Genomic DNA, 24,946 nt, shown 5'->3' on the forward strand with positions numbered 1-24,946 from the left:
CAGACCGACTGCCGGTCTTGGAACGGGTGTTTTGGTGCTGTCCGCCGTTTCGATACGCTCATGGTCCGGCGGCGTCCAGATAGGCGAGCGGATTCACGGGCGTATTCTTCTTCTCGACCTGAAAATGCAGATGCGGCCCTGTGCTCCTTCCAGTGCTTCCGAGCCGTCCGATCACCTCTCCCCGGCGGACGGCGGCTCCGGCCTTGACCTCCAAACGGCTCAGATGCATATACCAGGTATGCAGCCCGTTGCCGTGGTCCAGTACAAGATACCGGCCACGAGATGGATTCTCTTCCGCCTGAAGCACTGTGCCGTCCAGTGCGGCGAAGACGGGATCGCCCGCATTCCCGGCTATGTCCAAGCCGGAATGAAAGGCAGAGGTGCCGTTGAACGGGTCGGTACGGGTACCGAAGCTGGAAGAAATGATCCGGGACGGCGTCGGCCAGACCGCAGAAGCGGTCCGGTTCTTCTGTTCCAGAGCGGATTCTCCGGCGGCCACGGCGGCAGCCATGCGGTTGGCCACCTCGTCCAGAAGGAGGCGCAATTCCTCCAGATCGTCGCGGACTTCGCCAAGCTTCCGGCTCTCTTCCGTCTCGTAGGCGGCTGTATAGCTTCCGGTCTCTGCTGCGAAGCCGGCAGAGACCGCCGGCAACCGGGCGCTGAACGAGCCGATGCGGACGATTACCTGCCGGGCGGTATCCGGGGTCTGCCCCGCCATCCCTTCCGGAGCTTCATGGGTGGCAGGGAAATCCGCCGGACGGGTATCCCCGGGCGATTCAGGCCGGACGGATCCGGACGAATCTTCGGCGCCCGTGATCTTTCCCAGCCGTTCTTCCAGCCCGTCCATGCGTTCCAGGCCGGCGCGAAGCCGGGAGCATTCCTGCGACAGATCGCTTACCTCTGCGCGCAGGGCAGCGAGTCTCTGATCCTTGCCGGCCGATTGGGCAGTGAGCAGCCGGTTCTCCAGCTCCACAGAGGCGGCCTGAGACTCCAGACGGTGCATGGCGGCTTCGGCATGGTAATGCATAGAGGTAACGAGGCTGGATATCGACAGCACAGCGGCGGCCGGGAGGATGACCGCCAGCGAGCGGCTGATGCGGAACTGCCTGAGCGGACGATCGGCGTCCCCCAGAATGAGTACCGTTATGGGCGAAGAAGGAACAGACTTCATGGCGGCTCCTTTCTGGCGTATGCGGCTTGTATTAGTTATGTATTCCGTTCCGCTTCCGCTCATGCCACCCCCCGGCTGAATAAAGGAGAGCGGATTCGGCAACACCTGTATATACCGGACGGAGGCACCGAGACACGGGAGGCATGGGACATGACAATTCTTGCACTTCTTCTCATATGGCTATGGATTCAGCTTGCAGTCGTGTTTCTGGTGGAATACCGGCGGCCGGAGCGGGCAATATCTTGGATCTTCCTGATCCTGATCTTCCCGCTGTTCGGCTTGTTCCTCTATGCGGCGCTGGAATGGCCCTACCGGCGGCGGGGAATCAGACTGCGCCGGGCCTGCGAGGAGCGGAAGCGAGCAGCCGGGAGCGAAACGCTCCCGCTGCGCATAATCACGGCCCCGGCTTCCGGGGGAACAGGAAATCCGGGCCTGGATGGCTGCCCGGAACTGCTTGGCCTGCTGCTGCGGCTCTGCGGCAACCCGGTCACCAGAGGCAGCGGCAGCCGCGTGCTGCCGTCGGCGGAGACGGCATATGACCGGATGCTGGAGGCGATAGAGAGCGCACAGGAGCATATTCATCTGGAGATGTACATTATCCGGGATGACGGGTCGGGGAAGCGGTTCCGGTCCGCGCTGATCCGCAAGGCGCGGCAGGGCGTCAAGGTAAGGCTGCTGCTGGATGGCACCGGGTCCCGGAAGCTGGGCCGATCCTTTCTGGACGGGCTTCGGGCAGCAGGGGTCAAGGTTCATCTCTTCCTGCCGGTCGCGCTGGCTCTTCCGGCAGGGGCGGTCAATTACCGCAATCACCGCAAAATTCTGGTGGTAGACGGGAGCATTGCTTTTACCGGCGGACTGAATATTGGCGATGAATATCTCGGGGGAGATCCGAAGCTGGGCTGCTGGCGCGATACATTTCTGGAGATGACCGGAGATGCAGTCTATGCTTCCCAGCGCGTCTTTCTTCGGGACTGGAGGATCGCCGCCGGCGAGCAGCTTCTTCATCCCCGTCTGTTCCCCCCGCACGGGCTGAAGGGCGGAGAAGCGGTCCAGATTGTTGCGAGCGGACCCGATCAGGATTTGCAGGCGCTGCCGGCTCTGTTATCGGCGGCCTTCTCTGTGGCGAAGTCGCGGCTGTGGATCGCGACGCCTTATTTTGTACCCGATCAGGCGCTGGCGCTTCAGATCAAGACGGCTGTGCTGAAAGGGGTGGACGTCCGAATTCTTCTGCCGGGCGTTGCCGACGGCAAGCTGGTCAAGTACGCAACCTTATCGAAGGTGGAAGAACTTCTGGATGCGGGGGTCCGTTTCTACCGGTACCGCAAGGGTTTTCTGCATGCCAAAGTATGGATCATCGATGAGACGGCGGCTTCAGTGGGCAGCGCCAATCTGGATATGCGAAGCCTGTATACGAATTTCGAGCTGATTGCGCTGCTGTTCAGTCCCGAACGAATCGGAGAATTGGCCGAAGCGTTCCGGCAGGATCTGGAGGACAGCGAGCCGATAGAGCCGGAGCGGTTCCGGCAGCGGCCGTTCAAGGACCGGCTTAAAGAAGAGATTTGCGGACTCTTAGCCCCGCTGCTGTAGAGAAAGATGGGAAACTTCAACAATTATGCTGAAAACGAGCTTTTTCAAGCTTATTTAGCCTTTAATTCGAATTTACGGGGGGAAGTGTGATATAATTAGTTGTGTACACAATTAATCTGGTGATATAGGGGGAGTTCTATGGCTATGAATCCACACACATTTACAGAAGGCAACCGCGTAAGGCCGCAGAAGTCAGGAGCCGTCAAAAAGGCCCTTTTCGCGCAGCGGATCGTAATGATGACCATCGGGGCGGCTATGATGGCCGTTGCTCTTGAAATTTTCCTCGTACCGAATTCATTGATCGACGGCGGGATTACAGGCATCTCCATTATCCTGTCGCATATTTTCGATATCCCTTTGGGTCTTCTGCTGACCCTCTTAAATCTACCCTTTCTTGTTATCGGCTATAAACAAATCGGCAAAACCTTCGCGCTGTCCACGCTGTACGCTGTCGTGGTCATGTCCATCGGCACTCAGCTGCTGCATCCTGTGAAACCTATTACCGTAGAGCCGCTGCTGGCCGCCGTTTTCGGCGGAGTGATTCTGGGCGTCGGCGTCGGACTTGTGGTCCGTTACGGCGGGTCTCTGGATGGTACGGAAATCGTCGCGATTCTCATATCCAAGCGTCTGCCGTTCTCGGTCGGCGAAGTCGTTATGTTCTTCAACTTCTTTATTCTCAGCGGAGCCGGGTTCGTATTCGGCTGGAATAACGCCATGTTCTCTCTTATCGCTTACTACATTGCATTCAAAATGATCGATGTTACGCTCGAAGGCCTCGACCAGTCCAAATCGGTCTGGATTATCAGCGACAAGTACCGCGATATCGGCGAGGCGCTGACGGAGCGGCTGGGCCGCGGCGTCACCTACCTCGAAGGCGAGGGCGGCTTCTCGGGCGAGAACAAGAAGGTGATTTTCGTTGTCATCACCCGCCTGGAAGAAGCCAAGATGAAGGCCATTGTGGAGGACTGGGATTCCGACGCCTTTGTGGCGGTCGGCAATATCCACGACGTCAAGGGCGGGCGGTTCAAGAAGAAGGCGATTCATTAGCGCTGCGGGCAGCCTGATGAATGAGCGGGTCGAAAGGTTTGGAGGCTGGGCGGTGCCGCGGCCTGAGAGGCGCGGTGGCCTGGCAGGCGCGGAGGCTTGAGAGGCGTGCAAGCCGAGAGGTGACGCGGCCCGGCAGGCGCACAAGCCGTGAGGTGAATGGGCCAAAAGCGAGCGGATCGAGAAGCGCGCAGGCCGAGAGGCGAGCAAGCCGAGAGCGAACGGATCGAGAGACGAGCAGGCGGAGAGGCGAGCAAGCCGAAAGCGAACGGCTCGAGAGGCGAGCAGGCCGAGAGCGAACGGCCCAAAACGAACACAAGCCCGCGGTCTCGCAGACCGCGGGCTTGTTCGTTCTCCGTGGGTGGACCGGCATAATCCGCCGGGAGCGCCAGGCAGAACGCGCACCTCAAGTATTGCGGACGCATCACATAGGCCCGGGACTACCGGCAACGCCTCAAGGCACGGGCGTCTCGAATGATGCGGACCCGCGCCGCATCACGATCTGCCGCCGGTGCCACCTGTCTCGCTGCCCGCACCACCTGTCTTGCTGCTCCACCGCTGCTGTTCAGTAAGCCCATTGTGCAGCAGCGCCCAGTACCAAGAGTTTCGCCGACTTGTTCCCCTTACCAAGGCCTTGCTTGTCCCTTATCCTGCAATCCCTGTACAATGCGGACACAGGAGACGCTATTTAGCCCAAAAACGCCATAAAATGTGAGTTAGCGGACATGAGAGACCTTATTCCGGTACTACGTCCTGAAACCGGGCGATGAGTAGAAGAATAAGGTCTCCTGTGTCCGCATACCCGTATAATTCGGCATTTTAGAGCAAAATAAGGTCTCTAGGGTCCGGATGATCAGTAGACTCTCGTCAAGAATGCGACTAACCTCCAATTCTAAGCAACTCACATTACTTCATACGACTAGGTAATACCTCCATTAACAGAGCACTCGTCACCACTGCTCGGAACTACTCCGCACTACTCCGCACCACTGGGCACTACTCCGCACTACTCCGCACCACTGGGCACTACTCCGCACTACTCCGCACCACTGGGCACTACTCCGCACTACTCCGCACCACTGGGCACTACTCCGCACTACTCCGCACCACTGGGCACTACTCCGCACTACTCCGCACCACTGGGCACTACTCCGCACTACTCGGAACTACTCCGCGCTACTCCGCACTACTCGGAACTACTCCGCGCTACTCCGCACTACTCGGAACTACTCGGCACTACTCCGAATTACTCAGTATACTGGCCACTACTGTACAATAATCAACACTACTGGCCACGACAGATCACGACAGATCACTACTGGTATCACTAAGCTGCTCTACATCATGGGCACTAGGCTGCGCTACTTAGCCCCACCCGGCACTACTCGGTCAGCCGATAGGTGCGAATGCGCTCGCTGCCGGCAGCCGCTTCTACGAGCTGGCGCTCTCTCAGGCGCTGGAGGATACGCCGCGCATGCCGGTTCGTTACGTTCAGATGCAGCGCAAGCTCGCCCGGCGCAAAGGGCCGCAGCACTCTTCGGGCGTACCGCAGCGTCTCGGCTTCCAGACAGGACAGAGAGGACCCGGGGCCTGAAGCCACGAATCGGCCGATAAAAGCGAGGATTAGCTGCTGGCACAGCTTGGGTTCATCGACGATGGAAGGATAGGCAATCGGCAGAAAGGTCCAACCGTCCAGCGCAAGCAGGCAGTGCCTGCGGCACAGATCCTTGAACCGGCGGACATCCAGATCGCGCGCATGCGATCCATAGCCTTGAATTTCAATACCGCCCTTGCAGCCGTGGGGCATGTACGCAAGGTCTACATAGCGGTATCCTCCCTGAAAATCACGCACCTCCCATTCCGCATGCAGATGCTCCAAATTCCCGACCGCCGGAAACCATACGCGCCGCAAAAATTCCACGGTTCCGTGACCCAGCCCCCGCTCAAGAAGTTCCCTGCGCCGCAGATTGTTCTCGGCGTCCAACTGCCGTTCCAGCCATAACTCATACTCCGTCTCGAACTTCGGCATTCCCTCTGCTCCTCTCCGTTTCAACCGATCCCAGCCGTTCAAATTGTCCGCAAAAAAGCCGCTCCGGCTTCCGCCCCCCGGCCTATGAATACCGGGTGGGGTCGCTCAAAGCGGCGTGTGCTTCACGTCTGTCTCCTACCGATTATACCTGCCGGAAAGCCCCGGCACAAATCCTGGGTCCCGGTGCAACCGCTCCGTGCCTGCATAAAGGCATGCTTATGCCCAGATGGTGCGCTGTCCTTCCGGAGCATTCTCGTATATAAACGTCGCCGTTCACGAAGCGTATTTTGGCTATTTTGGCTCTTAATGCAGCGGTGCATCGCGGAATTCCTGTACTTGCCTGCTATGCCCTCATGGAGCAAGCCTCGTAAGTTCTGTACCTTGACAGTACGTTTCCGTGCTCTTTAGCCTTCTTGCAGCTTCCGGAAATTTCCCGTTCTCTCCCTAACCCTAACCCTAACCCTAACCCTAACCCTAACCCTACCGCCGTCCCTTCAACGCCCGGATCACCAGCTCGACCGGCTGCGGCGGAAGAGTCGCCAGAAGATCGCCGACGGAGGCGAGCCGGGCTTCGATATTGAGCAGATGGTAGTCGAGCGGGGAGACGTTGCGGCGGACCTCCTCCCAGGTCAGCGGGGTGGAGACGGTCGCCCGGGGGCGGGCGCGGGGGGTGTAGGGCGCGGCCAGCGTTTTGCCGCCGTAATGCTGGAGATAATCGAAGTAGATGTTGTCGCCGCGGTGCTTCTTGAGCCGTTCCAGCGTGAACAAATGCGGATGCTTCTCGGTAACGAATCGGCCGAGGAAGAGCCCAATCTCCCGCAACTCGTCAAAGGTGATGCCCGGAGAGATCGGCACGATAATCTGGACGCCGGTGGCTCCGGAGGTTTTGGGGACGGAGGCCAGGCCGAGCGAGTGCAGCGCCTCCCCAACGATGGCCGCGGCTTCCATAATCCGGGGCTCGACATCGCGGGACGGATCGAGATCAATCATCCACTCGCAGGGGAGCGGGCTCCCCGCCCGGTGCAGCGAGGGATGGAACTCCAGCGCGGCCTGATTGCCGAGCCAGAGCAGGGCGGGCAGACTGTCCAGAATCATATAGCGGATACCTTCGTGCAGATAGGTGGAGATATAATCCGGTCTCGGTTCGGGGGCGTTCTTCTGGTAAAAGGACATGCCGCCCTCCCCATGCGGGTAGCGGATCACGGTCAGCAGCCTGCCTTCGCAGTAGCGAAGCAGGTAAGGCGCAAGCGCGGCCAGTTTTTGCAAATACATGGCTTTGGTGATACCCATCTCAGGCCAGAGAGGCTTGTCTGGGTTAGTAATGTCAACGGTGTGTCCGTTGATCTCGATCGTGCCTTTGACTCCGGTCGGCATGAGTGATTCCTCCTTACAGACAAGGATGCGATAAACGCGGAGCACCGCCGTTCACTGCCGCGGGCAAGAAGAACCGGGCAGCAGCAGCGCCGGAGACGCCGCGGGTGGAAGAACCGAGCAGCAGCGCCGGAGACGTCGTGGGTGAAGAACCGGGCAGCACGCCGCCGGAGAGCCGCGGGTGGAAGAACCAGGGGGCTATAGGTTCCTAAACCAGCGGCCCCGCCGGACCTGGCCGTTGGTCCAGCGTACAGGCGGATGGCGGCAGATTCAAACGGCACTGGATGACCGGCTGGCGCATGGTTCCGGAAGCATTCCATTCCAGGAAGTGAAGCTTGAATACCAGCTCGGGCCGGACCCACATCGCTTTCCCTTTGGCCCGGACGGGCGGCGAGACGAACGGCATACGGTCGGCGGCCATGGAATGGGCAAGCGCGGTCAATTCGCGCCAATCGGCTGCGGTCAGGCGCCCGGAGCCGGCGTCGCCGATGTAATGCAGCCGGCCGGCTTCGTCATACAAGCCCAGCAGCAGGGCGTTGACAATCCCGTCGCGGAAGGTAACGCCCCCGGCGACTGCTGTAACGTCGGAGAGCAGCTTGATCTTGCGCCAGCGGGCATCCTTGCCGCCCGGCGCATAGCGGCTGCCGAGGTCTTTGCAGACGATGCCCTCCAGCGACTGGCTTCGCGCAGCTTCGAGCAGACCGGCCCCGTCCGGGTAGCTCGGGACGGCCTGCACATGCGGGTGAGGACGAAGCGTCTCCTGCAGAATCTTCTGGCGCTCCGCGAGCGGCCGGTCGGTCAGCCAGACGCCGCCGCGGTACAGAATATCGAACACCATGTAGATGACCTGCACCTGGCGGGAAGCGGAGCGGATAGAAGCCTCCGTCCGCGCCCCGTCCCGCCGCATCACTTCATGAAAAGAAGGCTTGCCTTCGCTCAGCGCGATAATCTCTCCGTCGAGAATGACCGATTCGGCCCGGCAGTAGGCGGCAATGTCGGCCAGCTCCGGATACTGCGCCGTTCGCCGGTTGCCCCGGCGGTTGACCAGTTCCGCGCCGTTTCCGTCCCGGCAGGCCAGCATGCGGACGCCGTCCCATTTAATCTGGGCGATCCACTCGGGGCCCTGGGGAGGAACTTCTGCCAGAACGGGCTCGAACGGCTTGACGGCTGGAAAAGACAAGACACCCGCTTCCGCAATCGGCGTCTTGGGCATAGCCATTCTCCTCCTCTCCGTTTTGGACGATCCCGGCAACCGGGCGCCCTTATGATATCGTCTTCTTCGCTTTGCTGCTCCGGCGCTTCGGCGTCTTGGGCGCGATTACCGGCACACTGGCGCCCGTACTCGCGCCCGGGGCAGCCTGCGCAGCGTCAGCGGCCCCCGGCTGCGCGGCTCCCGCCCCGGCATCCGCTCCGGCGGCCATTCCCGCCGCACCTGCTCCTGCGCCTGTTGCCGCACCTGCCGCTGCGCCGGCCGCCGTCCGTTTACCGGCGCTCCGGCGCTTGGCTCCGGCTGCTCCTGCTGCGCCGCTTCCCGCGCCGGCCGCCCGTCCCGGATCGGTCGGAATGGCCGGGGCCTGGGCCGCTTCGATGCTGGCCTGAAGGGCGGCCATCAGGTCGATGACGTTGCTCTCCTGGCGGGCTGGCGCGACATGGAATTCCTCGCCAGCGACCTTCGCAGAGATGAGGTCCAGCATCCGCTGACGGTAATCGTCGGTATACTTGCCGGGCTCGAACGGGGTGGAGAGCTGGTCAATCAGCATTTTGGCCATATCGAGTTCCTTGTCGTTAACCGCCCGGGCCTCCGGCAGACCGGGAACCTGCGAGACCGGACGGACCTCGTCGGGGTAGAAGATCGTCTCGATCGCAAGGCACTCGTCCAGCACGCGGATGGCGGCGAGACTGCTTTTGGAACGGATGGAAATCTTGGCGATTCCGATCTTGCCGGTCTGCCGCATCGCCTCCATCAGCAGCAGATAAGCGCCCGAACCGGCCTGGTCGGGAGACAGGTAGTAGGTCTTCTGAAAATAAATCGGATCAATCTCCTTCAAATCGACGAAATCCAGAATCGCAATGTTCTTGCTGCTCTCCTCGGTCAGCTGCTCCAGTTCTTCCTTGTCGAACAGAACGAATTTGCCTTTCTCGTACTCATAGCCCTTGCCGATCTCTTCCCAGCCGACCTCCTTGTCGCACACGGGGCATTTGCGCACATAAGAGAGCGGACTGCCGCATTCCTTATGGATATAGCGCAGCGAAATATCCTTATCTTCGGTGGCCGAGAACATTTTGACCGGGACATGGACCAGACCGAAGCTGATCGCCCCTTTCCAGACGGTATGCATGACGTACAACCTCCTCTGCTGTGGATGGTGCGGGCACGTGCCGTGCGCTTCGCTTCGGCTTAGTATATCCGGACCCGGGGGGCCGTTAATCCTGCGAATACCCGAGCCGGGGCGGGGACAGACTAGAAGGCATCCCGCTTCTTGCGCAGGCAGGAGGCGATCGACGGCCGGGCGGCCGGGAGAGGAAGGCGTATGAGCCGGGAGGAAGAGCGGATGCCGGGCATTCCGGCAGGTCTGGTCGACTGGGAGGCGCTGACGGCGCCGGAAGACGAAGCCGATGAACCGGAAGCGATGCGGCTGGACGCCGGGGATACGATCGGCGAACCGGAGGACGATGATGATTTTTATCCATAAATAAGGAGGGGTCAACAATGGATGTGCAGCGTGCGCAGGATATTCTGAATTCGCGGGATAACATCGCGGTGAAGCTGGACGGCGAGCCCGTCTGGATCGAGCAGGTGGATGCGGCGAACGGCATGGCGACGGTGCAGGTCGGCTCCCGGCCAACCAATACGCATACGGTCGGCGTAGACCGGCTGGAGGAAGAGAAACGCTGAAACGCGGAATGAATGAGGGCGTTGGGGGAAGCTCGGCCCCAAGAGACAAGGGAGGCTCTGTCCGGACACAGGGCCTTTTTTGTGCGCTGCAAGCTCGCAGAGCAGGACAAAGCTGTCTTAACGCGGTTTCCTTGCGGCTTAGAGGGCATCCCGATATAATAAGATGAATGTTCCGTATAGAGGAAGAAGCAGTTATTATACAGGCAGGGGTGGGAAATCGCCATGGAGAAGAGCAGCTATACGGCGGCTTCCGGCGGTCCGGAGGATACGGAGCGGCTGGCTGCGGCGGTGGCCGATCTGGCGTTCCCGGGCTGTATCATCGGCCTCGACGGCGATCTGGGCGCAGGCAAGACCGCGTTCTCGCAGAGCTTCGCCCGCCGTCTCGGCGTGCGCGGCGTCGTCAGCAGTCCGACCTTCACCATTATTAAAGAATACGCGGGACGGCTTCCGCTGTATCATATGGATGTGTACCGGCTGTCGCCGGAAGAGGCGGATGAGCTGGGGCTGGAGGAATACTTTTACGGGGAAGGCGTGTGTCTGGTGGAGTGGAGTACCCTGATAAGGGATCTGATGCCCGCCGAGTGTCTGCGGATCGCCATCGAGACGACGGGACCGCAGGAGCGCAGCATTACGCTGACCGGATACGGAGAAGCCCATGCGGAGATTTGCCGCAGTCTGGGAGAGAATGGAGCAAGCCATGATGAATGATGACAAAAGCGAGCCGCGCAAGCGGCTTTTGGCGCTGGATACGGCCACGGCCGTGCTCGGCGTATCCGTGACGGAGAGCGGGCGGACGCTGCATGAGATCAACGCGGCCGGCGAGCGGAACCATTCGGTGCACCTGCTGCCGCTGATCGGAGAGGCGCTGTCCGCGAGCCGCACGTCCGGCCCGAAGCTGGCCGGGATTGCCGTCGGCATCGGCCCGGGCTCCTACACCGGAACCCGGATCGCGGTTACGGCGGCCAAGTCGCTGGCCTGGGCCTGGAAGGTGCCCGTCTGCGGCGTATCGACGCTGCACGCCCTGGCCTGGTGCGGCTGGAGCCGGGCGGCCGGCCTGGACGGCGGACGCGGAGAGCCCGCCGCAGTGCGGCCTGAAGCGCTGCCGGCGGCGGACTCTTCCGCCGCGCACTGGATCGTGCCGATGCTGGAGGCGCGCCGGGGGCAGACCTACACGGCGCTGTTCGCAGCCGGCGGAGACCGGCCGGCCGGAGCGCCGCCACAGCGGCTGGCGCCGGACGCCATCCGGCTGACGGCGGACTGGCTGCCGGAGCTCGCCGGAATGCTGCGCGAAGCGGAGGCTTCCGGCACCGCGCCCGAGGCCGTCTGGTTCGTCGGCGAGCCGCAGAAGCATACTGCGGCGGAACAGCTCGCCCCGCTCGAAGGGCTGGCGCAGGCGCAGGCGGTTCCCTGCGAGCTGGAAGGCCGCTGGGTCGGCCTGCTCGGAGAACTCCGGCTTCTGGAGCAGCCGGAGGGCGAAGACGTTCACAGCCTGATACCGAACTATACGCAGCTGTCGGAGGCGGAGGCCAATCTCCGCCGGGCGGCGGCCAAGGAGGCCGGGAATACGTGAGCGACGAAGAGCTGGTCTTCCGCCTGATGACGCTGCAGGATATTCCGAGAATCCTGGTCATCGAGCGGGAAGCCTTTACGATGCCTTGGACGGAAGAAGCATTCCGCAACGAGCTGACTCATAATCATTTTGCCAAATATATGGTCATGGAATGGCAGGGCGACATCATCGGCTATGCGGGAATGTGGGCCATCGTCGACGAAGCCCATGTGACGAACATCGCGGTGCTGGAGGCATACCGCGGACGCAAGTGGGGAGAGCGGCTGCTGGACGAGCTCATGAAGACGGCCGCCTACCTGGGGATGAAGTCCATCACTCTGGAGGTGCGGGTCTCGAATGAGGTGGCCCAGAATCTCTACCGCAAAAAAGGCTTCCGCCCCGCAGGGGTGCGGAAGGGCTACTATTCCGATAACCGGGAAGATGCGCTGATTATGTGGGCGGATCTGCCGGCTTACCGGGATTTTGGCGTCATGGAAGGAAGCGTGGAGCAGGAATGAGCGAGCATACAGGCGCAGAGGCGCCTTTCTATATTCTGGCGATCGAGACCAGCTGCGACGAGACCTCCGCCGCCGTCGTGAAGGACGGCAGCGAGGTGCTGGCAAGCGTCATCTCCAGCCAGATCGAGACGCACAAAGCCTTTGGCGGGGTCGTGCCGGAGGTGGCTTCGCGCAAGCACGTCGAAGTGATTACGGTCATCGTGGAGGAAGCGCTCCGGCAGGCCGGGCTTAAGCCGGAGCAGCTGGACGCGGTCGCCGTCACCCAGGGACCGGGGCTGGTCGGCGCCCTGCTTGTCGGCGTCGTGGCCGCCAAGAGCCTGGCTCTGGCATGGAACAAGCCGCTGATCGGCACGCATCATATCGCCGGCCATATCTACGCCAACCGGCTTGTGGCAGAGCTGAAGTATCCCTGCCTGTCGCTTGTGGTATCGGGCGGACACACGGAGCTGGTCAGTCTGGAAGCGGAAGGAGAGTTCCGGATCATCGGCCGGACGCGGGACGACGCTGTCGGGGAAGCTTACGACAAGGTGGCCCGGGCGCTCGGATTCCCCTATCCGGGCGGTCCCCATGTGGACAAGCTGGCGCGGGAATCGGCGGAGGCCGCTCCGCTGCCGCGCGTGTGGCTGGAGCCGGAGTCGTATGACTTCAGCTTCAGCGGATTAAAGTCGGCGGTCCTGAATCTGGTCAATCAGAGCCGGATGAAGGGCCTGGAGCCGGATGCAGGCGCAATTGCGCGCGGCTTCCAGGAATCAGTGGTGGAGGTGCTGGTCGGCAAGGCGATCCGGGCCGTCCGGGAGACCGGATCGCAGCAGCTTCTGCTCTGCGGCGGTGTCGCAGCCAACCGCGGCCTGCGGTCGGCGCTTGCGGAGCGGTGCAGCGCCGAGGGCATCGAGCTGATCGTCCCGCCCCCGGTGTACTGCACCGACAACGCCGCCATGATCGGCGCGGCCGCCTATGTCAAATGGCGGCATGACGGCGCCACGGCGCTGGATATGGTAGCCGACGCAGGGCTTTCGCTCGAGGAATGGTCGCCCGGGAGGCATGGACCGGAAACTTCGGCTTGATTGCGGCGTGAAGCTGTGATAATCTCTATAGCAACTTCAGCTTCACCAACTTCATATCCAAGCGTGGATGAGGAATTAGTACGTTTCTCCCTGAGCTCACAGAGAGCGGCCGGAAGGTGCAAGGCCGCAGCCAGGAATTCGGAACTCCCCTCGGAGCTGCATACCGAAGATTCAGTAGGCTATGCCGGGTGCCCCCGTTATAGGGATAGGATGTGTCTGCATCCGATGAGTGCGCCTGAATCAGGCGAATTAGAGTGGTACCGCGCGAGGTGAACAACCGCGTCTCTTGATAATCAAGAGATGCGGTTTTTTTGTTGTATCATCCCACCCCATACAGGAGGTAACAACCATGACCATGTCCCCCCGCAAGTACGCAGGAGAACCCGATTTCCGCTATGCCGGCCGCACCTGGCCGGACCGGATTCTTACGGAGGCTCCGATCTGGTGCAGCACCGATCTGCGCGACGGCAACCAGGCGCTTCAGGTGCCGATGAACACGGAGCAGAAGCTCGCCTTCTTCGACCTGCTGACAGGCATCGGCTTCAAGGAGATAGAGGTGGCGTTTCCATCGGCGTCCGAGACCGAGTATGAGCTGGTCCGCAGGCTGATTGAAGAGAACCGGATTCCGGAGGATGTGACGATTGAAGTCTTCACTCAGGCCCGCGACCATCTCATCGACCGCACCTTCGAGTCGGTGAAGGATGCGCGGCGGGCAATTGTCCATCTGTACAATTCGACCTGCCCGCTGCACCGGGAAGTCGTGTTCGGGATGGACCGGGAGGAGATCAAGGCGATCGCCGTCAAGGGCGCCCGGCGGTTCAAGGAGCTGGCGGAGCGGTATGGGCCCGAGAAGTATTTTTTTGAATACTCCCCCGAGACCTTCAACGCCACCGAGATGGATTATGTCATTGAGCTCTGCAATGCGGTGCTGGACGTCTGGCAGCCGACCCCGGAGCATAAGGCGATCATCAATCTCCCCGAAACGGTGCAGCTGGCAACGCCGAATGTCTATGCCGACCAGATCCAGTATGTATCGGAGCGGCTGAACTACCGGGATTCGGTTATCGTCAGCGTCCATGTCCACAATGACCGCGGCACGGGCGTGGCCGCTACGGAGCTTGCGCTCATGGCCGGGGCCCAGCGGGTCGAGGGAACGCTCTTCGGCAACGGCGAGCGGACGGGCAACGTGGATCTGGTGACGCTGGCGCTGAATCTGTACACGAAGGGCATCGATCCCGGACTGGACTTCTCCCGCCTGGACGAGATCGCCGAAGCCTGCGAGCGGCTGACGGGCATGGGCGTTCCGCCCCGCTACCCGTATTCGGGCGAGCTCGTGTTCACGGCCTTCTCGGGATCGCATCAGGATGCGATCAAGAAGGGGATGGACCGGCTGGAGCAGCCGTATGAACGCTGGCGGATGCCTTACCTGATTATCGACCCCAAGGATATCGGCCGGAGCTATGAAGCGATCATTCGGGTCAACTCGCAATCCGGCAAAGGCGGGGTCTTCTACCTGCTGAATACGCACTACGGCATCGAACCGCCCAAGGCGCTGCAGCAGGAATTCGGGGACCGGTGCACCCGGGTCTCGGACCGGGGGAACAAGGAATTGACTCCGAATGAACTGTACCGCCTGTTCGAGGAGGAATATGTGAACCGGGGCGATCAGCTCCGGCTGGCGGGCTATACGGAATCGCGCGAAGAGGACGGGGTCCGGGTTGAAGCGGAAATCGAATACGGCGGCGCCCGCAGCCTGGTGGAAGGACGGGGGAACGGACCGCTCGACGCGCTTCGCGGCGCGCTTGCAGGACTGCTGAACAACGGAAGTCCGGGCGGGGAGGAGCCCGGCGCATCGCCGCTTGTCTTCGATATCGCAACCTACAGCCAGAATGCAACGCGAGTCGGTTCGGATGCCAAAGCCGTCTCCTACATCCGAATCGTGGACGCTTCCGGCTGCGGCTTCTGGGGAGCTGGCATGGATACGCATATTGGGCAGTCCTCGGTGAAGGCGCTGCTGAGCGCCGTCAACCGGATGCTGGCGGAAGTCTCTGTCTCGGCTGCCGAATCGAACCGATGACAAGAGGTGCAGGGGTGCGAGCATTTTGTCAAGATGTGGACAACGTTATCCACATATTCTGCCCGATCTGTGCAAAATCTGCGGAAATGCAGCAGGGAAGCCTCTTTTTTGAATGCTGAAAACAGGGTCTTCTTTTTCACAGCCGGACTGTGGAAAATGTGGATAATGTGGATAGAATCGTGGATAAAAAAGGATTGACTCCACGTTTCCAATTTTGACGCAGAAAAAAAGGCCCTTTGGGCCTTTTTTTGAGAAAACTTATACACGACTTCTGGGGATAAGGCTGTGGACAACCGAAGGAGGACGAAATCGGGAAAATCATGAATTTTTGTTGAAGCCAGCGATTTCCTAATCCTCGGCCAGCCGCTCCCACTCGTCAAAAACCTCCGCCAGCCGCTCTTTGCGCGCGGTAAGCTGCTGTTCATGGCTCTGCAGCGCCATATAATCCTGAAAAACCTCGGGATTCGCCATGCTCTGCTCGATCCCGGCAATCTCCGACTCCAGCTCTCCGATCAGGTCCTCCAGCTCGGCCAGCCGGCGCTGGCGGCTGCGCTCTTCGCGCTTGGCCTGCTTGTCGGCCTCGTAGGAGGAGGCCGGAGACTTGTCCGCCGCCTCCTGGGGAGCCGCACCCGGAGCGGAAGTGGCCGGTGCAGGCGCTTCGCTGGCCGCCAGTTCGGCCAGCTCCTGCTTCTTGGCGATGTAGTCGTCGTAATTGCCCAGATACGGATCAATTCCGTCCGGCGACAGCTCCAGCACCCGCTCCGCCATCTTGTTGAGGAAATAACGGTCATGGGAGATGAACAGCAGCGTGCCTTCAAAGTCGATGAGCGCCGACTCCAGCACCTCCCGGCTGACAAGATCGAGATGGTTGGTAGGCTCGTCGAGAATGAGCATATTGGCGCCGCGCAGCATCAGCTTGGAGAGGGCAACCCGCGCCTTCTCGCCGCCGCTCAAAGCGGCCACCTTCTTCTGGACGTCCTCGCCGCTGAACAGGAAATTGCCGAGAATGGTCCGGATGCGGGCCTCCTCCAGCATCGGATACTCGCTCCACAGTTCTTCCAGCACCGTATTGTTCGGATTCAGCCGGGTCTGCTCCTGATCGTAGTAGCCGATCTTGACCTTCGCTCCCCAGTTCACGGTGCCGCCGGACGGCTCCCGGGACCCGATCAGACACTGCAGCAGCGTGGACTTGCCGATGCCGTTCGGGCCGATCAGTGCAGCGGTGTCGCCCCGGCGAAGCTCGAATGAGGCGTCGCGGAACAGCGTCTTGCCGGGCTCGAAGGAGACGGAGACGCCGCGGACCTGGAGCACCTCGCGGCCGGATTGGAAATCGGGCTCGAAAGAGAAGCTGGCCTTCTTGAGATCGCCGAGCGGGCGGTCGATCCGGTCCATCTTGTCCAGCGCCTTGCGGCGGCTCTGGGCCCGCTTCGTCGTGGAAGCGCGGACGATATTGCGCTGGATGAACTCCTCCATGCGGGCAATCTCGTCCTGTTGCTTCTCATACTGCTTCAGCCGGCTCTCGTACTCGGCTTCTTTCAGTTCCACGTAACGCGTATAGTTGCCGGTATAGCGTCTGGACTGGTGACGCTCGATTTCAACGATGCCGGTTACCAGCCGGTCGAGGAAATAGCGGTCATGGGAGACGACGAGAATGCCGCCGGGATAGCTGCGCAGGTAATCCTCCAGCCAGGTCAGCGTCTCGATGTCGAGATGGTTGGTCGGTTCGTCCAGCATCAGAAGGTCAGGGGCCTGAAGCAGAATGCGGGCAAGCGCGAGCCGCGTCTTCTGGCCGCCGCTCAAAGTATTGATCTTCGTCTCGGCCGGGAATTCGCCGAAGCCCATGCCGTGCAGCACGCTGCGGATGCGCGTGTTCATCTCGTAGCCGCCGTTGTCCCTGAACCAGTCGGACAGTGTGGAATAGCGCTCCAGAAGTTCGTTGTAGCGCTTCTCGTCCCCGGCGGCATCCGGATCGGCGATCCGCTCTTCCAGCCGGCGCAGCTCTTCTTCGGCCGCCAGCAGCGGCTCGAACACGGCGAGCATCTCCTTCCCGATCGTCCGGTCCGATTGCAGGCCGCTGTTCTGGGCAAGATACCCGATTGTCGTTTCTTTCGCTTTATAGATTTGCCCGCTGTCGTAGCTGAGCTCTCCGGCCAGAATCTGCAGGAAGGTCGATTTGCCCGCGCCGTTGACGCCGACCAGCCCGACCCGCTCCTTCTCGTTGACCTGAAGGCTGATGCCTTCCAGTACGGGCTGAATGCCATATAATTTCGTAATGCCTGTTGCTTGAAGCAGCATAGTAAGTGTAACCTCCGCCCTTGCCTGTGATTATCAGAACTTTCTTCTGTCTTCCAGTGTACATGAAAAAGTACGGCCACCGCCAGAGCATTCCCTTCATTGGCTTCCGGGGGGGAACAGTGGTACACTGATAGTTAAATGGGAACATCAGCGGGCGGAGCGGAAGAGGGATGGATATGCCGGGCGGAGAATGGAACAGAACGGGAGAAACAGCGGAGGCGAAGGCAGCGCTGCGCCGCTTGGCGGCAAGCCGGCGGGATGCGCTGGAGGCACCTCTGCGTGAATACTGGTCGCGGGAAGCCTGCGGCCTGGCTTGGGCCTGGATGACCGAGGCGGGATACGCCTCTCTGATGGCTTATGCCGCCATCCGCTCCGAACTCGATGCCGGTTCCCTGCTTGATCAGGCCTGGTCCGCTTCCATGGAAGTCTTCCTGCCGCGTGTCGCGGCGGGAGGACTGCTGGAGACCGGACGGGTCCGATCCCGCAGCGAGCTGGTGCCGGGGGTCTTCGGAATCCCCGAGCCCGCCCCTGCGGCCTGCCGGGCCTCCGGCGGGGCTCTGCCGGAACTTGTTCTGGTTCCGGGCCTCGCCTTCGACGAGAGCGGCGGCCGGCTGGGATACGGCCGCGGCTACTACGACCGTCTGCTGACCCGTCTGGAAGAAGAAGCTGCCGGAAGCGGAAGGCAGCGTCCGGTCCGGGCGGGCCTGTGCTTCTCGGCTCAGGTGGTGCCGGAGGTTCCGGTCGACGGGAAGGACAGGTTCATGGATATGCTAATTACAGAGAAGGGCATCACGATCTGCAAAGGGAGGGCTTGAATTTGGAATGGACGCATTTTGACCATGAGGGCCGCGCCCGGATGGTCGATGTCGGAGGCAAGGAGGTCACGCAGCGCAGCGCGACCGCGCGCAGCACCGTGACGATGGCGCCGCAGGTGCTGGAAGCCATTAAATCCGGGACGGTCGGCAAGGGCGATGTGCGGAGCGTGGCGCAGGTCGCCGGCATCATGGCGGCGAAGAAGACATCGGATCTCATTCCGATGTGCCATCCGCTGCCGCTGACCGGAGTGGAGCTGTCTTTTGACGACAACAACGCAGATGAACTATATATAGAAGCGACCGTGCGGACGACCGGCCGGACCGGCGTCGAGATGGAGGCGCTGACGGCCGTATCGGCCGCCGCGCTGACCGTGTACGATATGTGCAAGGCGCTTCAGAGAGACATGACGATCGGGCCGACGCTGCTGCTGTCCAAGAGCGGCGGCGCAAGCGGCGATTACCGGCGGTGACGCTGCCCGGCCAAGCCGCGCAAGGGCGGCCAAGCACACGGCAAAGTACATAAGAAGGGGGGAGAACCCATGGCATGGAAGACGGCCATTCTGACGGCCAGCGACAAGGGAGCCCGGGGGGAGCGGGAAGATACGAGCGCCCAGGTTATCCGCGAGCTGGTGGAAGAAGAACTTGGCGGTGAAATTGTGGAGTACCGGATTGTTCCGGACGAAGAGGATGAGATCATCGCAGCTCTGATCGAGCTGACCGATTACTTTCAGGCCGATCTGGTACTGACGACGGGCGGTACGGATCTGGCGATCCGGGACGTCACCCCGGAAGCGACCCGCCGGGTCATTGAACGCGAGGTTCCGGGAATGCCGGAAGCAATGCGCGCGGCCGTGCTGCCGAAGAACCGGACGGCCATGCTGTTCCGCGGCATTGCCGGAATTCGCGGCAGAACCCTGATCGTCAACCTTCCGGGCAACCCGAAGGGCGTACATGAGCATCTGGCGGCGATTATGGATCAGCTCCCGGAAGCCTTGCTCATGGTGACCGGGCAGTTCAGGCAGTAGCCGGCGGCTGCGGTTCGCATGTGATATAAGTTATGGTATGATAAGGAAGTTAGGCAACGTTAATCTGGAACGGGAGGAATCCGAATGTTCAACTCCATCGGAACACCGGGATTTATACTGCTCGCCATTCTTGCCCTGCTTCTCTTCGGTCCGAACAAGCTGCCTGAGCTGGGGCGCGCGGTGGGAAGAACCTTCCGTGAATTCAAGGACGGCACACGCGAGGTGCTGGCCGAGGATTCGGCGCGTGCGGCTTCCGGTCCGCAGCAGACGGCACAGACGGCGCAGGCTGAACCGGACAAGCGGTTGCCTTAGAGAAGACCGCTGGCCCGTTAGGCTTCTGGCCGAATCTTAGACAGGACAAGAGGGATGACCGCCGAGCTGCCGGCCGGCGGCCCTTTTTTTGTAGAAAGAACCGCCTTTCACAGATTGCGCGCGGGAGGAGTGACGAACGTGGCGGGATCGCAACAACAGGAAGAAATGTCGCTCGTCGAGCATTTGACCGAGCTGCGGCGCAGGCTGATCGGCGTGCTGGTCGTTCTCTTCATCGGACTGATCGGCGGGCTGTACTGCGCGCAGCCGGTCTATCGCTATCTGATTCGCGCGGAGAGCGCCCAGGGGTATCAGCTGCATGCCTTCGCATCCTGGGACGGCATCGGCATCTATATGAAGATTGCCATGGCCGTTGCGCTGGCGGTCGGCCTGCCGTTCATCGTTTATCAGATCTGGGCATTCGTCCGTCCGGCGCTTCACCCCGAAGAGCGGAGCGCGGCGCTGCGGTATGTCCCTTATGTCTTTCTGCTGTTCGTGGCGGGCCTTGCCTTCGGGTATTATATCGTCTTCCCGATGGCGCTGGCCTTTACCGCTTCGGTGAACCGGAACTTGGGGCTGGCCGAGACCTATGGGATTACGCAGTATTTCGATTTCATGTTCAATCTGGTGCTGCCGCTGGCGCTGCTGTTCGAGCTGCCGCTGGCCGTACTGTTCCTGACCCGCATCCGGCTCTTGAACCCGATGCGGCTTAGGAAGCTTCGCCGGTACGCCTATTTCGCACTCGTCTTTATCGCGGTCGTCATTACGCCGCCCGACTTCATCTCCGATATTCTGGTGACGATTCCGCTGCTTGCGCTCTATGAATTCAGCGTTCTGCTGTCGGCGCTGGTCTACCGCAAGCAGCTGGCGGCCGACGCGGCGCGGGAGGCGCGCTATATTCGGGAGGCATAATTCTCCCAGCCGTGGATAGAATGGAAGAGAGGTTTCGGGGGGGACAGCCCCCCGGAGCGCTTTTTCCTGAATTTGTGGGAAAAAGAGTGTGCAGGGACTTGAAATCCGCCCGCAAGTTGAGTAATATAAAAATTGTTGTTAGCACTACGCGATGTCGAGTGCTAATAAAGGCGGATACCCGCAACGCGGCTCTGCGCTTCTTGCCCGCATGGCGTTGCCGCAGCCGCTTGACCAACCACATAATTAAAGGAGGCTGTTTTTCATGATCAAACCTTTAGGTGAACGCGTATTGGTGGAACCGATCGAGCAGGAGCAGACGACTTCGTTCGGTATCGTACTGCCCGACTCCGCCAAGGAGAAGCCGCAGGAAGGCAAAATCGTAGCCGTTGGCGCCGGTGCGCTGAAAGACGGCGTGCGCGTGCCGCTGGAAGTCAAGGAAGGCGACCGTGTGCTCTTCTCCAAATATGCCGGAACTGAAATCAAGTACGAAGGCAAAGAGTATTTGATTATGAAAGAAAGCGACATTCACGCCATTCTCGGCTAAGACGATTTGCATAAGAACGACATTCAAATACTTACAATTTAACAGGGAGGTAATTTGAATCATGGCTAAAGATATTAAGTTCAGTGAAGAAGCGCGTCACGCAATGCTCCGCGGGGTAGACGCCCTGGCTAACGCTGTTAAGGTAACGCTCGGACCGAAAGGCCGCAACGTTGTGCTGGAGAAGAAATTCGGCAGCCCGCTGATCACGAACGACGGCGTAACGATCGCCAAGGAGATCGAACTGGAAGACGCTTTTGAGAACATGGGCGCCCAGCTCGTGAAGGAAGTAGCGACCAAGACGAACGACGTCGCCGGCGACGGTACGACAACGGCAACGGTTCTGGCGCAAGCGCTGATCCGCGAAGGCCTGAAGAACGTAACGGCAGGCGCCAGCCCGATCGGACTGCGCAAAGGCATCGACAAGGCCGTTCGCGCCGCTGTTGAAGAACTGCAGAAGATTGCCAAGCCGATCGAAGGCAAGCAGTCCATCGCCCAGGTTGCCGCGATTTCCGCAGCCGACGAGGAAGTGGGCCAGCTGATCGCCGAAGCGATGGAGAAGGTGGGCAAGGACGGCGTTATCACCGTCGAAGAATCCCGCGGCTTCGCGACCGAGCTGGAAGTGGTGGAAGGCATGCAGTTCGACCGCGGCTACATCTCCCCGTACATGATTACCGACACGGACAAGATGGAAGCGGTTCTGGACAATCCTTACATCCTCATCACCGACAAGAAGATCAGCAGCACGCAAGAGATTCTGCCGCTGCTTGAGAAGATCGTTCAGCAGTCCCGTCCGCTGGTGATTATCGCCGAAGATATCGAAGGCGAAGCTCAGGCCATGCTGATCGTCAACAAGCTGCGCGGCACATTTAACGCTGTGGCTGTCAAGGCTCCTGGCTTTGGCGACCGCCGCGAAGCCATGCTGCAGGATATCGCCGCTCTGACCGGCGGCCAGGTAATTACCGAGAAGCTCGGTCTGGATCTGAAGAGCACAACGGTCGACCAGCTCGGCAATGCCCGTCAAGTGCGCGTAACCAAAGAGAACACCACGATCGTGGACGGCGCAGGCGCCAAGGAAGACATCCAGGCCCGTGTCAGCCAGATCCGCTCCCAGCTCGAAGAAACGACTTCCGAGTTCGACAAGGAGAAGCTGCAGGAACGTCTGGCCAAGCTGGCCGGCGGCGTAGCCGTTGTGAAAGTCGGCGCCGCTACCGAGACCGAGCTGAAAGAACGCAAGCTTCGCATCGAAGACGCCCTGAACGCAACCCGCGCTGCGGTTGAAGAAGGCATCGTATCCGGCGGCGGTACCGCTCTGGTCAATGTCTACAAAGCCGTTGCCGCTGTCAATGTAACCGGCGACGAGAAGACCGGCGTGAACATCGTGCTGCGCGCTCTGGAAGAGCCGATCCGCACCATCGCCGCGAATGCCGGCCAGGAAGGTTCCGTTATCGTGGACCGTCTGAAGAAGGAAGAAGTCGGCATCGGCTACAACGCCGCTACCGACGAGTGGGTGAACATGATCGAAGCCGGTATCGTCGATCCGGCCAAGGTTACCCGTTCCGCGCTGCAGCATGCCGCTTCCGTAGCAGGTCTGTTCCTGACGACCGAAGCTGTGATCGCCGACAAGCCGGCTCCAGAGAAGCCAATGGCTCCGGACATGGGCGGTATGGGCGGCATGATGTAAGGTTTCAATAAATCAATAAATCGTACAAAAGCAGAGGCCTCTCCGAAGTTCAGTGAACTTCGGAGAGGCCTCTTTCGATGAGGGTCGGGGTTCACGGCGTGAATGAACTCAGTTCCCGGTCTTGCCGTTCAGTGGCGGATACTCGGTGGAATAAAAGGATGGCGAGGGGGTAGGGTAGACGTTCCGAAGGTCCTGCTCCAGCTGCTGGCGAAAAAGGTCAAGCTGCTGCTGCAGCATGGAGGACATCTGCGTAATGGTATAATCCGTCTCATTGCTGTTCTGCTGCAGCCCCGTGAAGTAGGCGGCATTCTTGGCTTCGGATTTGATCCATTGGCCCTGGACAAGAACATGGGTGGTGCCGGTAATGCGGTTGATTCGGACGGGATATTTCTGTTCGAGCTCATCGTAGCGGTACAGGCCCGGATACACGAACAGACCGAAGAGAACGATGGCCAACAGGCCGGTGATGCATTGAAGAATCAGACGGGAATAACTCTTGTGGTTCACAATTAAATTCCTCCTTTTGCTCCCATCAGTATATTATGGCAATAACGCCCTGTATATAAATTACATCATGATGTGCAGCTTCCAAGCCCCGCTCTTATGCCAGATAGGGAAGGGTCAGGGCATGCCAAAGCTCTCCGGGAGCAATTCCCGGAGAGCTTGAGGCGTTTCAGGAGGTTATATGGCAAAAGTGCCGTTGGGCTGCCGAAAATGTCCAATCTCCGGTCGGGCCAGGCCCAGATGATCCCGAAGTGTGGAGCCTTCGTACTCGGTGCGGAACAGGCCCCTCTTCTGAAGGACAGGCACCACCTGATCGACGAAGATGTCCAGGTCGCCCGGCAGCACCGGCGGCATGATGTTGAAGCCGTCGCAGCCGCGCTGCTCGAACCATTCCTCCATCAGATCCGCGAGCTGCCCGGGGGTGCCTACGAATTGCATATGGCCTCTTGCGCCGAGCAGCCTCCGGCCAAGCTCCAGGATGGACAGATTGTCCTTGCGGGCCAGATTCATAATGAGCTGAACCCGGCTCTTCATTCCGTTGCTCGATTCGACGGGATCGGGGATGTCCGGCAGCGGACCGTCGGCCGGGTACCCGCCGAGATCAACCTGAAGAATGCCGGACACCATCATGACCGCCTCCTCCGGGTCGATCAGGTCAAGCAGCTCGCGTTCGCGGCGCTTCGCTTCTTCTTCGGTCGAGCCCAGAATCGGAGAGAGGCCCGGCATAATAAGCAGACTGTCCGGCTCCCGTCCGGACGCGGCCACCTTGGCTTTCAGCCGGCTGTAGAAGGCCTGCGCGGCCGGCAGCGATTGCTGGGCGGTGAAGATCACCTCGCCGATCCGGGCGGCGAATGCCTGGCCCGGTTCGGAAGACCCCGCCTGGATTAGCACAGGATAGCCCTGCGGCGGCCGGGGGGTGATAAGCGGTCCCCTGGAATTGTACCACTCGCCTTGGTAGTCGACCGGATGAAGCTTGGAGACATCGGCGAAGACGCCTTCCTTCCGGTCCAGCACCAGCGCGTCGTCCTCCCAGCTGTCCCACAGCCGGGTGACGACCTCTACGAACTCCGCCGCCATCTCGTAGCGGAGGCTGTGCTCGGGGTGCTTCTCCCGGCCGAAGTTATGCGCTTCGGCGTCAACCTGCGAGGTGACGATATTCCAGCCCGCCCGGCCGCCGCTGATAAGATCCAGCGTTGCCATCCGGCGCGCGACGTGAAAAGGCTCGTTGTAGGTAGTGGAGACCGTTGCCGTCAGACCGATGTGCGAGGTGACCATGGAGAGTGCAGAGAGCAGCGACACGGGGTCCAGCATGCCGGCCGCCGCCCGGCCGGGGTAGATGAGATGCAGCAGGTCGGCGAAGAAGATCATGTCGAACTTGCCGCGTTCGGCCGTCTTCGCCAGCTGTTCGTACAGCTTGATGTCGAACATCTGCTCCACGCCCGAAGCGGGATGCCGCCAGCCGGCGTGATGATGTCCGCTGAAATACAGGAATGCTCCGAGATGAAGCTGTCCGTCACGGGTACGGGTCATAAGTAGTCGCCTCCGTTGAATAGTA

At 60.7% G+C, this 24,946-nt stretch carries 24 protein-coding genes and 1 other annotated feature; of the genes, 16 read left to right on the plus strand and 8 right to left on the minus strand.

Annotated features, from left to right (window positions below):
• Positions 1-58: 58 nt before the first annotated feature.
• Positions 59-1,171: a M23 family metallopeptidase gene (locus tag RBI05_RS13255; RefSeq protein WP_310551448.1), complete on the minus strand. Its 1,113-nt coding sequence runs from the start codon at positions 1,169-1,171 to the stop codon at positions 59-61.
• Between the two features lie 150 nt (positions 1,172-1,321).
• Here RBI05_RS13255 and cls point away from each other — a divergent pair, with 150 nt between their 5' ends.
• Positions 1,322-2,758, plus strand: a complete 1,437-nt coding sequence (gene cls, locus RBI05_RS13260; protein WP_310551449.1) for a cardiolipin synthase — start codon at positions 1,322-1,324, stop codon at positions 2,756-2,758.
• A 234-nt stretch (positions 2,759-2,992) separates the two neighbouring features.
• Complete coding sequence (locus RBI05_RS13265; RefSeq protein WP_223879842.1) at positions 2,993-3,805, plus strand: YitT family protein; 813 nt, start codon at positions 2,993-2,995, stop codon at positions 3,803-3,805.
• Positions 3,806-5,183: 1,378 nt separating this feature from the next.
• On the opposite strand, the gene RBI05_RS13270 is transcribed toward RBI05_RS13265, so the two are convergent.
• From RBI05_RS13270 to ku, 4 genes are all read right to left on the minus strand, one after another.
• Positions 5,184-5,831, minus strand: coding sequence for a transcriptional regulator (locus RBI05_RS13270; protein WP_310551450.1), 648 nt, complete (start codon positions 5,829-5,831; stop codon positions 5,184-5,186).
• A 480-nt stretch (positions 5,832-6,311) separates the two neighbouring features.
• Positions 6,312-7,205 carry a non-homologous end-joining DNA ligase gene (gene ligD / locus RBI05_RS13275; RefSeq protein WP_310551451.1) on the minus strand — a complete coding sequence of 298 codons (894 nt, stop codon included), beginning with the start codon at positions 7,203-7,205 and terminating at the stop codon, positions 6,312-6,314.
• Positions 7,206-7,410: 205 nt separating this feature from the next.
• Positions 7,411-8,421: an ATP-dependent DNA ligase gene (locus RBI05_RS13280; protein WP_310551452.1), complete on the minus strand. Its 1,011-nt coding sequence runs from the start codon at positions 8,419-8,421 to the stop codon at positions 7,411-7,413.
• Between the two features lie 43 nt (positions 8,422-8,464).
• Positions 8,465-9,541, minus strand: a complete 1,077-nt coding sequence (ku, locus tag RBI05_RS13285; RefSeq protein ID WP_310551453.1) for a non-homologous end joining protein Ku — start codon at positions 9,539-9,541, stop codon at positions 8,465-8,467.
• Between the two features lie 192 nt (positions 9,542-9,733).
• Between ku and RBI05_RS13290 the strand changes: the two genes are divergently transcribed.
• From RBI05_RS13290 to RBI05_RS13320, 7 genes are all read left to right on the plus strand, one after another.
• Positions 9,734-9,895 carry a hypothetical protein gene (locus RBI05_RS13290; RefSeq protein ID WP_310551454.1) on the plus strand — a complete coding sequence of 54 codons (162 nt, stop codon included), beginning with the start codon at positions 9,734-9,736 and terminating at the stop codon, positions 9,893-9,895.
• A gap of 17 nt (positions 9,896-9,912) precedes the next feature.
• The gene (locus RBI05_RS13295) at positions 9,913-10,098 is read left to right on the plus strand and encodes an H-type small acid-soluble spore protein (protein ID WP_310551455.1); all 186 of its coding nucleotides are present in this window, start codon (positions 9,913-9,915) and stop codon (positions 10,096-10,098) included.
• A gap of 222 nt (positions 10,099-10,320) precedes the next feature.
• Positions 10,321-10,806, plus strand: coding sequence for a tRNA (adenosine(37)-N6)-threonylcarbamoyltransferase complex ATPase subunit type 1 TsaE (gene tsaE, locus RBI05_RS13300; protein ID WP_310551456.1), 486 nt, complete (start codon positions 10,321-10,323; stop codon positions 10,804-10,806).
• Entirely contained in the window at positions 10,799-11,668 is an 870-nt protein-coding gene (gene tsaB, locus RBI05_RS13305; RefSeq protein ID WP_310551457.1) for a tRNA (adenosine(37)-N6)-threonylcarbamoyltransferase complex dimerization subunit type 1 TsaB, read from the plus strand. Before tsaE ends, tsaB begins: the two co-directional genes overlap by 8 nt.
• A gap of 26 nt (positions 11,669-11,694) precedes the next feature.
• Positions 11,695-12,165 carry a ribosomal protein S18-alanine N-acetyltransferase gene (rimI, locus tag RBI05_RS13310; protein WP_150458117.1) on the plus strand — a complete coding sequence of 157 codons (471 nt, stop codon included), beginning with the start codon at positions 11,695-11,697 and terminating at the stop codon, positions 12,163-12,165.
• On the plus strand, positions 12,162-13,229 hold the full coding sequence (tsaD, locus tag RBI05_RS13315; protein ID WP_310551458.1) for a tRNA (adenosine(37)-N6)-threonylcarbamoyltransferase complex transferase subunit TsaD: 1,068 nt from the start codon (positions 12,162-12,164) through the stop codon (positions 13,227-13,229). Before rimI ends, tsaD begins: the two co-directional genes overlap by 4 nt.
• 55 nt (positions 13,230-13,284) lie before the next feature.
• Positions 13,285-13,519, plus strand: a binding site (T-box leader).
• 59 nt (positions 13,520-13,578) lie between these two features.
• The gene (locus RBI05_RS13320; RefSeq protein ID WP_310551459.1) at positions 13,579-15,306 is read left to right on the plus strand and encodes a 2-isopropylmalate synthase; all 1,728 of its coding nucleotides are present in this window, start codon (positions 13,579-13,581) and stop codon (positions 15,304-15,306) included.
• A 348-nt stretch (positions 15,307-15,654) separates the two neighbouring features.
• Here RBI05_RS13320 and RBI05_RS13325 read toward each other — a convergent pair whose 3' ends face one another.
• Positions 15,655-17,601: an ABC-F family ATP-binding cassette domain-containing protein gene (locus RBI05_RS13325; protein ID WP_310551460.1), complete on the minus strand. Its 1,947-nt coding sequence runs from the start codon at positions 17,599-17,601 to the stop codon at positions 15,655-15,657.
• A gap of 176 nt (positions 17,602-17,777) precedes the next feature.
• Between RBI05_RS13325 and RBI05_RS13330 the strand changes: the two genes are divergently transcribed.
• The 7 genes from RBI05_RS13330 (at position 17,778) to groL (ending at position 22,887) form a co-directional block, all read left to right on the plus strand.
• A complete protein-coding gene (locus RBI05_RS13330; RefSeq protein ID WP_310551461.1) occupies positions 17,778-18,416 on the plus strand; it encodes a 5-formyltetrahydrofolate cyclo-ligase in 639 nt (212 codons plus the stop codon).
• 2 nt (positions 18,417-18,418) lie between these two features.
• On the plus strand, positions 18,419-18,886 hold the full coding sequence (moaC, locus tag RBI05_RS13335; protein ID WP_310551462.1) for a cyclic pyranopterin monophosphate synthase MoaC: 468 nt from the start codon (positions 18,419-18,421) through the stop codon (positions 18,884-18,886).
• Between the two features lie 69 nt (positions 18,887-18,955).
• Entirely contained in the window at positions 18,956-19,441 is a 486-nt protein-coding gene (locus tag RBI05_RS13340) for a MogA/MoaB family molybdenum cofactor biosynthesis protein (RefSeq protein WP_150457969.1), read from the plus strand.
• An 84-nt stretch (positions 19,442-19,525) separates the two neighbouring features.
• A complete protein-coding gene (locus RBI05_RS13345) occupies positions 19,526-19,753 on the plus strand; it encodes a twin-arginine translocase TatA/TatE family subunit (RefSeq protein ID WP_310551463.1) in 228 nt (75 codons plus the stop codon).
• Positions 19,754-19,918: 165 nt separating this feature from the next.
• Positions 19,919-20,662 carry a twin-arginine translocase subunit TatC gene (gene tatC / locus RBI05_RS13350; RefSeq protein WP_310551516.1) on the plus strand — a complete coding sequence of 248 codons (744 nt, stop codon included), beginning with the start codon at positions 19,919-19,921 and terminating at the stop codon, positions 20,660-20,662.
• Between the two features lie 262 nt (positions 20,663-20,924).
• Positions 20,925-21,206, plus strand: coding sequence for a co-chaperone GroES (gene groES, locus RBI05_RS13355; RefSeq protein ID WP_150457972.1), 282 nt, complete (start codon positions 20,925-20,927; stop codon positions 21,204-21,206).
• A 61-nt stretch (positions 21,207-21,267) separates the two neighbouring features.
• A complete protein-coding gene (gene groL / locus RBI05_RS13360) occupies positions 21,268-22,887 on the plus strand; it encodes a chaperonin GroEL (protein WP_310551464.1) in 1,620 nt (539 codons plus the stop codon).
• A gap of 108 nt (positions 22,888-22,995) precedes the next feature.
• Here the strand turns inward: groL and RBI05_RS13365 are convergent, their stop codons facing one another.
• On the minus strand, positions 22,996-23,394 hold the full coding sequence (locus tag RBI05_RS13365) for a hypothetical protein (protein ID WP_310551465.1): 399 nt from the start codon (positions 23,392-23,394) through the stop codon (positions 22,996-22,998).
• A gap of 174 nt (positions 23,395-23,568) precedes the next feature.
• A complete protein-coding gene (locus RBI05_RS13370; protein ID WP_310551466.1) occupies positions 23,569-24,921 on the minus strand; it encodes an LLM class flavin-dependent oxidoreductase in 1,353 nt (450 codons plus the stop codon).
• Between the last annotated feature and the right edge of the window lie 25 nt (positions 24,922-24,946).

This window comes from Paenibacillus glufosinatiresistens, assembly GCF_031470375.1.
Taxonomy (GTDB): Bacteria; Bacillota; Bacilli; order Paenibacillales; family Paenibacillaceae; genus Paenibacillus_AQ; species Paenibacillus_AQ glufosinatiresistens.